Here is a 14,713-nt window from a genome sequence, read left to right on the forward strand (position 1 = left end):
TGATTGCGGCTTACTAAACGAGGTCCACCCGGGACGAAAATGGTGGTTGGTAAGCGGCTTTCGGCGGCAATACTAGGGGTATACCTTGGGACCAGTTAGGGCCAAAAAAAGACATTTAATGGTGCCAGATTAACTGATTGATATATAAAGGTATAATATTTATTATGGTGCCAGTTAGCGATGTTTTTGGGGTGTTTTTTGGGTCCAGATTTCCGATGCTGGAGTATGCGTCTGATGCTCGAAACATCAATCATCAGACGCGTAGGAAAATTAGTTGATTGAGGTCAGTATTTTTGCGCCTGACGAACGTTCACGCATACGCAGTACGTAGTTCATTAAAGTTGAGTTTTCTGGCATCAATTTGCTCACGTTAGGCGTCCCCGCCAGGTAATCCAGCATCGGCGTTAATATGGCATCGGCGTAGGTGTATTCACTACCGCAGATAAAGTCATTATCTCCCAGCTGTTTCTCGACAATACCAAGCATTCTGACAACCTCCGGTTCCGCTTCAGTCACCTTATCCATCCGTACCTTACCGTCAGGGCCTTTGGGAAAGGCAAACTCCAACAAGTATTGGCGTACGATCGCCTTATCAACATAACTCGACAAGGCCGCTGCCCATTCATCCACCTTGGCCCGCTGATATACATCGTCCGGTTGCAGGGCAGGGCCATCAAACGTTGCATCCAGGTACCTGCAGATCGTGGCCGTCTCAAACAGCGTTCGCTCACCATGAATCAGGGCAGGAATCTTTCCGAACGGGTGGTACTGCAGGTGTGTATCGTCATTGAGGCTGAGCGATTGCCCGTCAATCTCGAACTTGGTTTCGTAACTGATGCCTTTCTCTTCGCAGCAGAACATTACTGAACGTACGAAGCTGCTGAACGCAGGTCCGAGAATATGAACTTGAGCTGACATGATTACAGATCCTTTTGTGTGTGGGGGTACTTATCATGCTAGCCAGAACGACAATATGTTAAAGAACATATTGTCGGATATGGGTAAGATGAAAACATACGGTTTTGATGGAGAGAAACGCCTATGCCCTGGAGTCCTGAACAGAAAAAACAGACTCGCCAACGCATCCTTGCCAGCGCAGCCAAGTTGTTTACTCAACAGGGATTTGATCATGTAGGGATCAACGAAGTTATGGCCGATGCGGGACTCACCCGCGGGGCGTTTTATTCCCATTTCTCCTCCAAAGCTGAACTTTATGCAGAATCCATAGCGACTGCGGCACGCTGTGCGCACGCCCAAGCGCTTACGCAAATGGATGATCGCTTTGATATTGAACGGGTCGTTCAAGGTTATCTTAGCGAAGCGCACAGACAAGGGGAGATAATCAACTGTCCATTGGCTTTGCTGATTACTGACATAGGGCAGCGGAATCAAGAGGTGCGTGACACCTACACCCAGATATTTAAAGGCTTTGCGGGACTGATTAAAGAGAGTGAGGCTTGCGAAGCCGACCAGGGCGATGCGTTACGTAAGGCGGTACTGTTGGTCGGTGGGATGGCGATTTCCAGAGCGATCAACGATGATCAGTTAGCAACACAGCTCTTAGCCGCGTGCAGGGACGGTGTTGTGCCTCACTCTGACTAGAGTGACTGATACCACCCAGCGCATGCGGCCGGGTGGTTGTAGGGGCAATTAGCGTCGACGCGCCAGCATCTTAAGGATCTCTTTGAAAACGCTGTTTTCCAGGGTTTCAGGCAGATCCAATGCCAGGTTATGACGGTAGTACGGGCTGAGGTCGAGACCAAAGCCAAGCGCATACAGCTCGATATCACCGCGCGCTTCCAGCATGGAAGCAACCTGCTTCAGGTGGTTGTCGAGGTAGTCTTGTTCGTTCGCCTGGTTGGTGGCCGTTTCCATCGGACATCCATCAGACAGCACAATCAATATGCGTCGCTCTTCAGAGCGTCCGGTCATACGGTCAGCGGCCCAAAGCAGTGCTTCACCATCGATACCTTCCTTGAAGATATCCGGCTTCAGCATCGCGCTGATGTTTTTCCGCGCATGACGCATCGGCGTATCAGCGTCTTTGTACACAATGTGTTCCAGGGAGGTCAGGCGGCCTGGGTTAGGCTTGCGTCCTTCACCGATCCAGCGCTTAAACAACTTGCCGCCTTGCCAGTTGCGGGTGGTAAACCCGAGAATCTCCGTGCTCGCTCCGGCTTTCTCTAGTGCACGGCACATGATCTCAATCAGGGTCGCTACTTGACCGATGTGTTCCTTCATCGAACCGGAGTTGTCCATCAGGAAGGTCACCATGCAGTTGTTATGCGGTTGGTAGCGTTCTTTCCGGAACAGTTGTCGGAAATCCGGGGAGGTGACCAGTTTATTCAGTCGACGTGCGTCCAGGTAACCTTCTTCCTCACCAAAGTTCCAGCCATCAAGTTCCGGTGCCGACAGGATCATCGCCAGATCCCTTGCAAGGCGCGGAACGTTAACACCCTGACCTCGGATCAGCTCATCCAGTTGCACACGCAGTTTCTTACGCAGAAACTCGGATACCAGCTTTTCAGCTTCGATAACACGGTCATTCTCCGTGGAATAGATCTGATAGCTTTCCAGTGCTTCCAGCAGGTCGCGGTAACGCTCACGGTGGCTTTGCGCAGATTGCCCCGGCATCTCACCGTTCTGGTCATTCTCCGGGTAGAGAATCAGGCCAAAATTGCGGACCGCTTCATCTGCTTTGGATTCAGTACCGTCATCTTCATCCGCGTCGTCCAGTTGGGTGACCAGTTCGTCGATCACCTGGATCAGTTCGTGGGCGCTTTCGCCGAACTTAGCCTGATCTTCGACGTTACGCTTCATGCCAACCAGCGCACCACCGATGTGCGGTGCAAGCATCATGCGATGGGGCTCAATCAGACCTTCAGTGGCTTCATTCACCGGTTGCCCGGACAGGCGTGACCAAACCACCTGTGCCACGGTGTACACGAGCAGGCCAACGTGGTTTTCGGTCATGTTGGATGCACAGAACTCTGCACACCACGCCTTGTAGCGGTAATCCAGGTTCTTTTTGGTGCCAGGGTATTTGTCTTCAACCAGGGTTTCTACGCGCAGTTGTTCCAGCAGTTCGAACAACAGCTGGCCTACGGCAGACTCCGGCATCATCTGCTGATGTAGATCGCGATCGCTGTGCTGCAGGCGCAGGGCAATACCGTCGGCGGCACCACGGAACGAGGTGAAGTCGTCCTTGGCCAGATCAGGCTTCAGGTGTGGCGCGCGGATACCGGATGGGCGGCCGTTGATCTCTGGACGCCGACCGCGGTAGGCAAACTGGCGCTCGCCGGAGAGGGCGCGTATAGACGCGCCACACAGCTCCTCAACCTGCTGCTGCAGGCGTTCCTGGCGGGGTTGATTGTTATTGGCCATCTGCCATTACTCCAGCTGCCTGATGGGCCCAGGATTCGCTGAGCTCTTCATAAAAACAACGCTGGAAGAACTCCGCAATCATTGGGCGTTCCACTTCATCACACTTGTTGAGGAAGGAGAGGCGGAAGGCAATTGCTGGGTCACGGAAAATCTCGATGTTCTCTGCCCAGGAGATCACGGTACGTGGAGACATCAGCGTGGAGATGTCGCCCGCAGCAAAGCTGTTGCGGGTCATGTCGGCCACAGCAATCATGGAGCGTACCAGCTCGGCATCCTTGTCGTTGTTGAGGCTTGGTACGCGTGCCTGAACGATCTTTACTTCGTCATCGGTTGGCAGGTAGTTCAGGGTGGTCACGATGTTCCAGCGGTCCATCTGTGCCTGGTTCACCATCTGCGTGCCGTGGTACAGACCGGTGCTGTTACCCAGACCGATGGTGTTGGAAGTGGCGAAGAGGCGGAACTGAGGGTGTGGGTGGATCACCTCGTTCTGGTCCAGCAGGGTGAACTTACCGTCACGCTCCAGAATACGCTGAATAACAAACATTACGTCAGGACGACCCGCATCGAACTCATCAAAGATCAGTGCAGTCGGGCGGCGCAGTGCCCAAGGTACGATACCTTCCTGGAACTCCGTTACCTGTTTGCCATCGCGCAGAACGATGGTGTCTTTACCGACCAGATCCAGACGGCTGATGTGACCGTCCAGGTTGATACGTACACATGGCCAGTTCAGGCGTGCAGCGACCTGTTCGATATGGGTAGATTTACCGGTACCGTGCAGACCCTGAACCATCACGCGGCGATCGCGACAGAAGCCAGCCAGGATGGCCATGGTCACTTCCGGGTTAAACTGATACGCCGTGTCGACCTCTGGTACATGGTCGTCGCGCTCGCTGAACGCGGGTACTTTCAGATCGGTATCGATACCAAATACGTCGCGCACGGAGATCATGATATCCGGCTGGTCTACCTTAATATCGGACATAGAGCTGTCATCCTGTTGTATCTTATTGTTGGTTCCAGTGTATGGGATGGACAAACGAAGCAACTGAGCCAGTTTCGCGCTTTCGTTATGGCCAGATCTTACTGCTAAGCGGCGCTTATTGATTACCTGTAGCAGCGGGCACCGACCGCGACAATTCTGAGAGGTATAAACAGTCGCCCTCAGAGCGGGCTGCTACAACGTATTCACGCAACTACAGGTTTTTGAGAATCAAACTGATACCAATCAGGATCAGCAGGAAAAACGCAAAGCGGCGCATGTTGTTATTGCTCAGTGGTGGCGGGTACTTCTTCCCGATCCAGGTAAAGATCGTCACCATCGGAATGCAAAGTACCGAGAAGATCCCCATCTCCATTGTCAGTCCACCTTGCGCACCTACCATGCCAGTGCGCATCACTGCGCTGAGCAGGAAAATGCTCACCAGGCAGAGACGAATCGTCTTCAGTTCGAACGGCTGGCGGTAGAACAGATACACCAACGGAGGGCCGGCCATGCTGAACAGGCCCGCCATTACGCCAGCAGCAGTACCGGATGTGCCAAACACAATCGGAGAGGATGGCTCTTTCAATGGGTCAGGCTTCAGCATGATCATCAGGCCTGCGCCGATAATCGTCGCGCCCAGCAGCAGTTGCAGAACATGATTGAACTCTGCGCTCATATAATCCAGCAGCAACAGACCCACCAGAATGGCCGGGAACATGCCCGCACAGGTAAACATCACGCGCTTAATATCCAGTGCCTGCACATTGCCTTTCACGGCAACCAAACCATTCACAAACGTCACGGCGCTGATCACGACCGAGGTAAAGGCGATCGGTACCAGATCGAATGTGGTTACCGCGCCCATAACGATCATACCCAGCGCAAATCCGGTCACGGTCTGAACGTAGGTGGCAAAAGCAATAATGGCAACAAAAGGCAATAGGGTGGTGAGTTCCATCAACGGATTGCAAGCCTGTCTTAACTGATTGAAAATAAATGATTATGTCGGTCGGCGGGTGGCTCGTGACGGAGCTTTGACCGATGCGCCGAAGTCTAGGTGAATGGCCTATACCAGTCACGAACCAGATTCGACCTTCGAGTGGGGCCAGATCTGGACCCAAGCAGGTTGGCCCCATAGGTCAGAACGGTTTGGTCGTTGTCGGAAATCGACCCCGAAAATAGCATGGGTATAAGGGGCCGAAACTTCGTTATATCGATTCAACGAGAATCCCATATCGGCCATTTGTTGTTTTAGTGGCCAGGTGGACGATCGGGGGGATCTCGCCTTCACTGAAATAAGCTCATATTGGAGAAGGCGATGTCTGTGACCGACACATCACACAATAAAAATGAAGCAGACCTACAAAGCACTACCTCACCTCCAACAAGAAAGTTGCCTATGAAACAGCTCATCGCAGGCGGTATTTTTCTTGTTCTCGGGCTCGTCATTGCCCAGATTGTACCGAGCATCGAAATTGCTTGGGTAAGCGGCATCCTGCTGCTGACTATCTACCTGTTTGCCTTCGAGATCGTAGGTGTCGATGTTGCCGCTGCAACCATCATGGTGTTGCTGGGCCTGACCGGTTTGTTTGCACCGGTAATGGGCTTAACCGAAGGTCTGGTATCCAACAACGACCTATTTAACGGTTTCTCCAGTAACGCCGTAATCTCCATTATTGCCGTAATGATCATCGGTGCAGGTCTCGATAAGACCGGCCTGATGGGCAAGGTGGCGAACTGGATTCTGAAAGTGGGTGGTACTACCGAAACCCGCATCATCCCAATCATCTCCAGCACCGTGGGTTTCATCTCCTGCTTTATGCAGAACGTAGGTGCTGCGGCACTGTTCCTACCGGTGGTAAGCCGAATCTCTGGCCGTACCGGATTGCCGATGTCACGTTTGCTGATGCCGATGGGTTTCTGTGCGATTCTCGGCGGTACCATGACGATGATCGGTTCCAGCCCGCTGATCCTGCTGAATGACCTGATCCTGACCTCCAACCAGACGCTGCCTGCTGAGCAGCAGATGGATACCTGGTCGCTGTTCTCTGTAACGCCGGTCGGTATATGTCTGGTCATTACCGGTATTTTGTATTTTGTAATCGCCGGTCGTTTCGTACTGCCAAGCACCAAAGGTGACGACGCCAACAGCACCAACACCATGGAGTACTTTAAAGAGATCTATGGTCTGGACTGCGAGCTGATGGAAGTGAAAGTCCCGGCCGAAAGCCCACTGGTAGGCAAAACGCTGGAAGACTTCGAGTATCCAAACAGCATCCGTATCACCGCTGTACAGCTGGCAACCGGTAAGCAGCGTATTGGTAATGGTGGTCTGGACCGTACCGTCGCAGTAGAAGCTAACTCTGTACTGGCGGTCATCGGTGCATGTGAAGCGCTGGAGGCATTTGCAGACACTTATAAACTGGAACGCCGTAAGGATCTGGAAACCTTCTCTGAAGCGTTGTCATCCTCTAAAGCAGGCATTGCTGAGATTGTAGTGCCACCGGGCTCCCAGTTGATCGGTAAGTCTGCACTGGAGCTGCGCCTTCGTAACGTATACGGCCTGTCGCTGATGGCGCTGCACCGCTCCGGTGATACCTCCCGTGCCGGGCAGGGTGTGCGTGCGATCGACTTTGAGCCGGGCGATACACTGGTTTGCCACACCGCCTGGGAATCCCTGGCGCGACTGGAACGAGACCGTAACTTCGTTGTGGTTACCCAGAACTACCCGAAAGAAGAACTGCGTCCGCACAAGGTTAACTGGGCGCTGGGTTTCTTTGTTATCGCACTGACCATGGTGCTGTTCACCGATATTCGTCTGTCCGTAGCGCTGATGACCGGGGCGATGGGTATGATCCTGAGTGGTGTACTGAGCATTGATGAGGCGTACGAGGCGGTAAGCTGGAAGACGGTGTTCCTGTTGGCGAGTCTGATACCGCTGGGGATGGCGGTAGAAAGTACCGGAACGGCGGCATGGATTGCAGACCAGACCCTGGCGCTGCTGGAAGGTATGCCAATCTGGGGTTTGCAGGCTGCCGTGGCTGTGTTGGCAACGTTCTTTACGCTGGTAATGTCCAACGTGGGTGCGACCGTGCTGCTGGTACCGTTGGCGGTGAACATCGCAATTGGTGCCGGTGCTGATCCGGCTGTATTTGCACTGACCGTTGCGCTGGCAACCTCCAACTCGTTCCTGATCCCAACGCACCAGGTAAACGCATTGATCATGGGGCCTGCGGGTTACCGTGTACCTGACTTCATCCGAGCGGGTGGTATCATGACTGTGCTGTTCCTGGTTGTGCTGATTGTGATGATGAACATTGTGTTCTGATCAGTAGCTTGAAGGTCAAAAAGAAAGGCGCCACATTGGCGCCTTTTTTATGTTTATAGAGCTGTGAAACGTACGCCAGGAAACGGCCTCGCAGCTTGCTGTAACGCGCTTACTCCCGCAGGTGATCTGGTGTCAGAAAGTCCAGCGCGGTGCTGATAATGCGTTCCTTACAGGGTAGTGTCGCTGTGGCGGCACGCCCGAGAGCGATAAAGCTGTCTTCGGCACAGATCCGCTTCATGGGTGGTGGGCTGTCCAATTCCTCATGAATCAGCGTCACCAGCTGCTCGCTCAGGGAGCCGGTGCGGCGGCACTCGTCAACAATCAACAAGCGGTCGCAATCGCGAACGGCGGTAATGATCTCCGTCTCGTTCAGCGGCGCCAGCCAGCGTAGGTCAATCACACGCAGATTAATACCGTGTACCTGCTCCAGTACCTGCGCTGCTTGGCGGCTGAGATAATAACCGTTGCCGTAGCTGAGGATTGCCAACTCTGTACCGTCACCATGGTGTCCCAGGCGGCCGAGCGGTATCGGACAACTCTGCTCGCGGCTCTCATATTTGAAACACCAGAGCCCATCATCCGGTTCGTGCAGATCTCGGGTCATGTAGAGTGCGATCGGTTCGATAAACACCACCACGCGTTGTTCCTCGCGGGCCAGGCGAACGCACTCACGCAACATCTCCACCGCATCTCGCCCGTTACTTGGGCACGCAACAATTAGGCCGGGAATATCACGGAATACATTCAGGCTGTTGTCATTGTGGAAGTGACCGCCAAACCCCTTTTGGTATCCAAGCCCGGCAATACGAATGACCATTGGGTTGGTGAACTGGCCATTAGAAAAGAAACTCAGGGTCGCAGCTTCACCACGGATCTGATCTTCCGCGTTATGAACGTACGCCAGGAACTGGATTTCCGGGATCGGCAAGAAGCCGTTGTGGGCGCTGCCGATGGCAAGGCCGAGGATACTCTGCTCATCCAACAGTGTGTTGATCACGCGATGGTTGCCGAACTTCTTGGAAAGTTGGCTCGTAACGTTGTACACGCCGCCTTTGGGGCCGATATCCTCGCCCATCATGATGATCTCAGGGTAGCGCGCCATCAGGTCGGTCAGGGTCCAGTTGATCAGGCGGGCCATGTGTTGCGGTTCCTGCATGCTTTTCTGTTCACGTTCGAACAAAGCTTCACGCTGGTCGGACGATGGCGAGGCTGGTGTTGAGCAGGACCTGCGTGGAGGTATCAGGGAGCGCATCACCTCTTCGGCAGAACCGAGTTTTGGCCGTTGAATCGCACGTACGGCGGTTTCTGTAACTTCTGCTGCGGCCGCCTGATAAAGGCTAACGACCTGTACGGGTGACAGTACCTCGTTATCAATCAGCAGGCGCGCTGAATGCAACAGCGGGTCCTGCGCTTCAGTCGCTTCGATCTGTTCCTGACTGCGGTATGCAATCTCCGCATCGGAGCCAGCGTGGCCCAGTAGGCGGATACAACGCACATGGAGGAATACCGGTTGATGGTGACAACGCGCGAGGCGCTGTGCTTCACAGGCGGTTTGATAGGTGTCGATTAAGTTCAGGCCGTCACACTGGAGGTAGTGGAGGCCGGGTTTGTTACGAAAAGCGGTTTCAATCCAATCGCTGGGTGTTGGCGTGGAAATGCCGATACCGTTGTCCTCGCAGACAAACACCAGAGGTAATGGCACCTTGTGAAATGCGGCCCAACAGGCTGCGTTGAAGGCGCCTTGGGCTGTACTGTGGTTGGCGGACGCATCACCGAAGGAGCAGATAACCACGCTGTCGTAGGGCAGTGTTGATGCCAGATCCAGACGTTTTGCCAGCGGAACACTGTAAGCGGTGCCTAAGGCTTTTGGCAGGTGTGAGGCCACGGTGCTTGTTTGAGGTGGCACAAACAGTGTTTTGCTTCCGAGCACTTTATGCCGTCCGCCAGAGATAGGATCTTCGCTGGATGTGGTGAACGAGAGCAGCATGTCCCAGACCGGATCTTCACCACCGGCTTGGCGCGCCCGTTGGATCAGGAAGGCTGCATCGCGATAGTGCAGGAACGCCATATCATCCTGACGAAACGCAGCAGCAATGGCAGCGCTGCCCTCATGGCCGGCGCTGCCAATCGTGTAAAACGACTCGCCGCGTGACTGTAACTTGCGTGAACACAGATCCAGATGGCGACTCAGTAGCTGGCTTTCGAACAATTGGATTAGCTGTTCTTCATTCAGTCCGGACGTGTTCAGATCTTGTGGGCTGGAGAGAACAGGCAGATCACCTTCGAGGACCCGCTTCACAAAGTTCTGATCGATTACTTCGGCTCGGTTTTGCATCCTATGGCCTCCATTCAGATCAGCTTAAAAGAAGGATTGGATATCGGTCTGTGCGCGCCCCAGAATCAGAGCGTGTATGTCGTGGGTGCCCTCATAGGTGTTTACTGCCTCCAGATTCATCATGTGACGGATGACGTGGAATTCATCGGCGATACCGTTGCCACCGTGCATATCACGCGCAGCGCGCGCGATATCAAGCGCTTTACCGCAGTTGTTGCGCTTCAGTAAGGAGATCAGTTCTGGCGCGCAGTGGTCCTGATCCATCAGTCTTCCGGCCTGCAGGCAGCCTTGTAGCCCGAGACTAATCTCGGTCTGCATATCGGCCAGCTTTTTCTGGACCAGTTGATTGGCTGCGAGAGGGCGGCCAAACTGTTTGCGGTCCAGGCAGTATTGGCGGGCAGCATGCCAGCAAAATTCCGCAGCCCCCAGGGCGCCCCAACTGATACCAACGCGTGCTTTGTTCAGGCAGCCAACTGGGCCTTTCAATCCGTGGGCATTGGGCAGCAGGTTTTCTTCCGGCACGATCACCTCGTCCATCACGATCTCGCCGGTCATAGATGCACGCAGGCTGAATTTTCCTTCGATCTTGGGCGTGGTAAGACCGGGCATATCCCGTTCCAGGATAAAGCCACGAATCTCGCCTTCTAGCTTGGCCCAGACCACCATCACATCTGCGAGTGGACTGTTGGTGATCCACATTTTGTTTCCGCTGAGCCGATAGCCTTTAGGGGTTTCTTCGGCGTGACTGCGCATGCTACCGGGATCAGACCCCGCATCCGGTTCGGTTAAGCCAAAACAGCCGATCCACTCACCGGACGCGAGTTTGGGCAGGTATTTCTTGCGTTGGGCTTCGCTTCCGTAGGTATAGATGGGATACATCACCAGCGAAGATTGCACGCTCATCGCAGATCGATAGCTGCTATCCACGCGTTCCACTTCCCGTGCGATGAGACCGTATGAGACATAATTGCTGCCGGCACAGCCGTAACGCTCCGGTAGGGTAGCACCCAATAGCCCGAGCGCACCGAGTTCCTCCATGATCTCCCGGTCGAATGTTTCGTGACGGTTTGCCTCCAGGATACGGGGCATCAGTTTTTCCTGACAGTATTCGCGGGTGCTGTCCCGGATAATCCGTTCCTCTTCGGTGAGTTGCCCATTGAGGTCAAACGGATCACTCCAGTTAAAGGCTGCTTTGCTCATGGTCGGCTCCGTTTAAAGCTCCGTTCCTATGAGTATGGATGAGGATTCGCCGAACAGGGGAATAGGGCACAAAGCAAGCATGTCAGTGATCCAGCAGATGAGCCCTGCGTATCGATAGTCAACAAACCAAAAAATAAATTTTCCGAATTTTCAGACTGGTTTCAGTTAGGTGGCTTAGGTTTTTAATAGAAGGACGGAAAAGAGCACAGACAAGTGCAGTGGAACAAGGGCCTGGAAGAGGTGATTGTCATGAATACTCAGATGAAGCTACAACGTATCGAGCAGGAAAACATTGAGTTTGCCGGCACTGCAGGCGTGAGTGAAGGCAATTCACATATGGGTTTCGTACCTGCGTTTATGGATAAAATTAGTGGCGATATCGTATTGTGCCGCTTTAAAAACGGTATGTTGGCACCGTTCCATACCCTTGAAAGCCTGCCTGATCGCTGGGTGGTTGCTCGAGACCTGTCTGGTCATGTAACTGAAATTCGTAGCTCTGTTATCTCCGGCTTCGTACGTCTGGGTCAGTTCTTCACCCGTGAAGAAGCCGCAGCATTCGTACGAATCTGATTCCTGCGTCGTCCCTCGCATAGTAAAAGCGCCGACCTGAATAAATTTCCTGCCTATTGGTCGTAGATCCGCTTTATAAGTAAAAACCATGACTTAGACTTAAGGAACCTGCAATTGAGTTCGAAACTTTCTCTGCGGTTGATAAAACAGCCTGATGCACGAAAGGTAGCGCAGTGGAATGACTGGTCCTTTCCAAGCTGCCAGACAAAGCAGCAGGCTGTTTTAGCAATCGCCCTACGGGGCGTTAAGGGCAATCCGATCTCTGTGTTAGCGATTTTCGCCGTGCAACCAGCATGCCTGTAAACGCTGTCTTGATCTCGAATCGCCCTTAAAGCCAGAGTTTGTGTCGAACTCATTTGAAGGTTCCTAGGTAGAGTTATCTGCCAATGGTTTCGTTATGTCTAAAAAAAAAGGGCGAAAGGGATGCTGGAAAAGCGCGAGTTTTATATTAATGGTCAGTGGGTAGCGCCTGCACAGCCAAAAGATTTGGAAGTAATTGATCCGTCTACTGAGGAGCCTTGTGCGGTTATCTCTCTGGGATCAGAGGCGGATACCAACGCAGCGGTTGCCGCAGCAAAAGCAGCGTTTGAGGGCTGGAGTCAGACCAGCAAAGAGGAACGCTACGCGCTGCTCGAAAAACTGTACGCCAACTACAAGGCCCGTAGCACCGAGATGGCGGAAGCAATCTCCATGGAGATGGGTGCGCCAATGGCGCTGGCGAAAACTGCGCAGTTGGGCGCAGGTGCAGGTCACATCAAGAACCTGATGCGTGCCCTGAAAGAGTTTGAGTTTGAGCGTCCGCTGGGCGAGCAGGCACCGGGTAACCAGATTATTTACGAACCAATCGGTGTGTGTGGTCTGATCACGCCGTGGAACTGGCCAATGAACCAGGTGGCGCTGAAAGTGATTGCAGCGCTGGCAGCCGGGTGCACCATGGTATTGAAACCATCGGAAATTTCGCCGCTGTCTTCGATGCTATTTGCCGAGATGATTGACGATGCGGGCTTCCCGGCTGGTGTATTCAATCTGGTGAACGGTGATGGTTTGGGCGTAGGTTCCCAACTGTCAGGCCATCCGGATATAGACATGATCTCCTTTACCGGTTCTACCCGAGCCGGTGTGGCAATCTCCAAGAATGCAGCCGATAGTGTGAAGCGTGTGAGCCTGGAGCTCGGCGGTAAGGGCGCCAATATCGTTTTTGCTGACGCAGATGAGAAAGCTGTTGTACGTGGTGTGCGCCACTGCTTTAACAACACCGGGCAGTCCTGTAACGCACCGACGCGTATGCTGGTAGAACGTTCTATCTACGATCAGGCGGTGGCTACCGCAAAAGACGTAGCGGAGAAGACCAGTGTAGATATCGCATCTCTGGAAGGGCGTCATATCGGTCCTGTGGTATCTGAACTGCAGTACAACAAGATTCAGGACCTGATTGCCAAAGGTATCGAAGAAGGTGCTGAGCTTGTGGCCGGTGGTTTAGGTAAACCGGAAGGTCTGGATAAAGGTTACTTCGTACGCCCAACCGTGTTTGCCGGTGTGAACAACGAGATGACCATCGCCCGCGAAGAGATCTTTGGGCCAGTGCTGTCCATAATCCCGTTTGATAGCGAAGAGGAGGCGGTGCAGATCGCCAACGATACCCTCTACGGCTTGACCAACTACGTCCAAACTCAGGACGGCGATAAGGCAAACCGTATCTCCCGTAAGCTGCGTTCCGGCATGGTACAGATAAACGGTGAAATGCTGGGTGCCGGCGCGCCATTTGGTGGCTACAAGCAGTCCGGTAATGGTCGTGAAGGTGGTGTTTGGGGTCTAGAGGAATTTCTTGAAGTAAAGGTTGTAACTGGTTGGTCATAAAGGATTAACTGGTTTTATAAAGGCGCTCTCTATGGGCGCCTTTTTTGTTTTTGATAGATGCTGTCTCTATTTATGTAGGGCAGCCTTTAGGCTGCCGGCAGGCTGAAGCCTGCCCTACAATAGGTCGTGTTTTTAATATCTTTCCCACGTCATAGATCCAGTCCAAATCCGCCGTTTAGGCCAATTCACCGTTGGTACCACCCGTTCCGGTGCTGGCCCCATAGGCCGCTTCTCTCTGGTCGTTGTTTGGATCCAGTGCCCCCCATAGGATGAATACCAGAGCCAAAAATTCGCAAAGCCGTCTCAGCGGTTTCGGATACACCGTGTGTCCTCGCGGTACTAAGTAACTGCGTTGGTGATACGGCACCAACGCAACGGTGGATAATAAAAAATATGACAAGCCAAGCCAATGTAATCCCGGTTCAGTCTGGTCTTCCTGAGTTTGAAGATCGTGCGAACCAAGAGACCAAATATACGACCTGTTATATGTGCGCCTGTCGCTGTGGCATCAAAGTCACAGTAGAGGACAACAAGGTCCGTTTCATCCAGGGCAACCCCAACCATCCAATTAACAAGGGTGTACTCTGCGCCAAGGGTAACTCCGGCATTATGAAGCAGTACTCGCCAGCGAAGCTGAGCAAGCCACTGCTGCGTAAGCCAGGTACCGAGCGTGGTGCAGGTGAATTTGAAGAGATCTCCTGGGATCAGGCGCTGGATATGCTGGAGAAGCGCCTGCGTCACATCCGTGCAACCGACCCGAAAAAACTGGCGTACTTCACTGGTCGTGACCAGATGCAGGCACTGACCGGTATGTGGGCTAGCCAGTTCGGTACCATTAACTGGGCTGCACACGGTGGTTTCTGTTCTGTAAACATGGCGGCCGGTGGTCTATACACCATGGGTCATGCGTTCTGGGAGTTCGGTGATCCGGACTGGGATAACACCAAATACTTTATGATGTGGGGTGTGGCGGAAGACCACAGCTCCAACCCGATCAAACTGGGCCTGAAAAAGCTGAAAGAGCGTGGCGCCAAGTTTGTTGCGGTTAACCCGG

11 protein-coding genes are annotated in these 14,713 nt (G+C 53.4%); 5 read left to right on the forward strand and 6 right to left on the reverse strand.

Going from position 1 to position 14,713, the window contains the following annotated elements:
- Positions 1-270 precede the first annotated feature (270 nt).
- A complete protein-coding gene (locus ACEQ15_RS11430; protein ID WP_370279318.1) occupies positions 271-918 on the reverse strand; it encodes a glutathione S-transferase family protein in 648 nt (215 codons plus the stop codon).
- A 123-nt stretch (positions 919-1,041) separates the two neighbouring features.
- Here ACEQ15_RS11430 and ACEQ15_RS11435 point away from each other — a divergent pair, with 123 nt between their 5' ends.
- Positions 1,042-1,602, forward strand: a complete 561-nt coding sequence (locus ACEQ15_RS11435; protein WP_370279319.1) for a TetR/AcrR family transcriptional regulator — start codon at positions 1,042-1,044, stop codon at positions 1,600-1,602.
- A gap of 48 nt (positions 1,603-1,650) precedes the next feature.
- Here ACEQ15_RS11435 and ACEQ15_RS11440 read toward each other — a convergent pair whose 3' ends face one another.
- From ACEQ15_RS11440 to ACEQ15_RS11450, 3 genes are all read right to left on the reverse strand, one after another.
- A complete protein-coding gene (locus tag ACEQ15_RS11440) occupies positions 1,651-3,384 on the reverse strand; it encodes a cobalamin biosynthesis protein CobT (protein WP_370279320.1) in 1,734 nt (577 codons plus the stop codon).
- Positions 3,374-4,369, reverse strand: coding sequence for an AAA family ATPase (locus ACEQ15_RS11445; RefSeq protein WP_370279321.1), 996 nt, complete (start codon positions 4,367-4,369; stop codon positions 3,374-3,376). The genes ACEQ15_RS11440 and ACEQ15_RS11445 overlap by 11 nt, the downstream gene beginning before the upstream one ends.
- Positions 4,370-4,580: 211 nt before the next feature.
- Positions 4,581-5,327 (reverse strand): TSUP family transporter, encoded by a 747-nt coding sequence (locus ACEQ15_RS11450; RefSeq protein ID WP_370279322.1) that lies wholly within the window; start codon positions 5,325-5,327, stop codon positions 4,581-4,583.
- Between the two features lie 441 nt (positions 5,328-5,768).
- Between ACEQ15_RS11450 and ACEQ15_RS11455 the strand changes: the two genes are divergently transcribed.
- The gene (locus tag ACEQ15_RS11455) at positions 5,769-7,697 is read left to right on the forward strand and encodes an SLC13 family permease (protein ID WP_370279323.1); all 1,929 of its coding nucleotides are present in this window, start codon (positions 5,769-5,771) and stop codon (positions 7,695-7,697) included.
- Positions 7,698-7,806: 109 nt separating this feature from the next.
- Here the strand turns inward: ACEQ15_RS11455 and ACEQ15_RS11460 are convergent, their stop codons facing one another.
- Both ACEQ15_RS11460 and ACEQ15_RS11465 read right to left on the reverse strand, forming a co-directional pair.
- The gene (locus ACEQ15_RS11460) at positions 7,807-10,032 is read right to left on the reverse strand and encodes a dehydrogenase E1 component subunit alpha/beta (RefSeq protein WP_370279324.1); all 2,226 of its coding nucleotides are present in this window, start codon (positions 10,030-10,032) and stop codon (positions 7,807-7,809) included.
- Between the two features lie 24 nt (positions 10,033-10,056).
- Complete coding sequence (locus ACEQ15_RS11465) at positions 10,057-11,232, reverse strand: acyl-CoA dehydrogenase (RefSeq protein WP_370279325.1); 1,176 nt, start codon at positions 11,230-11,232, stop codon at positions 10,057-10,059.
- Between the two features lie 213 nt (positions 11,233-11,445).
- Between ACEQ15_RS11465 and ACEQ15_RS11470 the strand changes: the two genes are divergently transcribed.
- The 3 genes from ACEQ15_RS11470 to ACEQ15_RS11480 form a co-directional block, all read left to right on the forward strand.
- Positions 11,446-11,802 carry a hypothetical protein gene (locus ACEQ15_RS11470; RefSeq protein WP_370279326.1) on the forward strand — a complete coding sequence of 119 codons (357 nt, stop codon included), beginning with the start codon at positions 11,446-11,448 and terminating at the stop codon, positions 11,800-11,802.
- 423 nt (positions 11,803-12,225) lie between these two features.
- The gene (locus ACEQ15_RS11475; RefSeq protein WP_370279327.1) at positions 12,226-13,659 is read left to right on the forward strand and encodes an aldehyde dehydrogenase family protein; all 1,434 of its coding nucleotides are present in this window, start codon (positions 12,226-12,228) and stop codon (positions 13,657-13,659) included.
- A 393-nt stretch (positions 13,660-14,052) separates the two neighbouring features.
- Positions 14,053-14,713 (forward strand): molybdopterin-dependent oxidoreductase (locus ACEQ15_RS11480; protein WP_370279328.1); only part of this gene is annotated, 661 nt, incomplete at its 3' end.

The sequence above is a fragment of the Pontibacterium sp. genome, from assembly GCF_964228735.1.
Taxonomy (GTDB): domain Bacteria; phylum Pseudomonadota; class Gammaproteobacteria; order Pseudomonadales; family Balneatricaceae; genus Pontibacterium.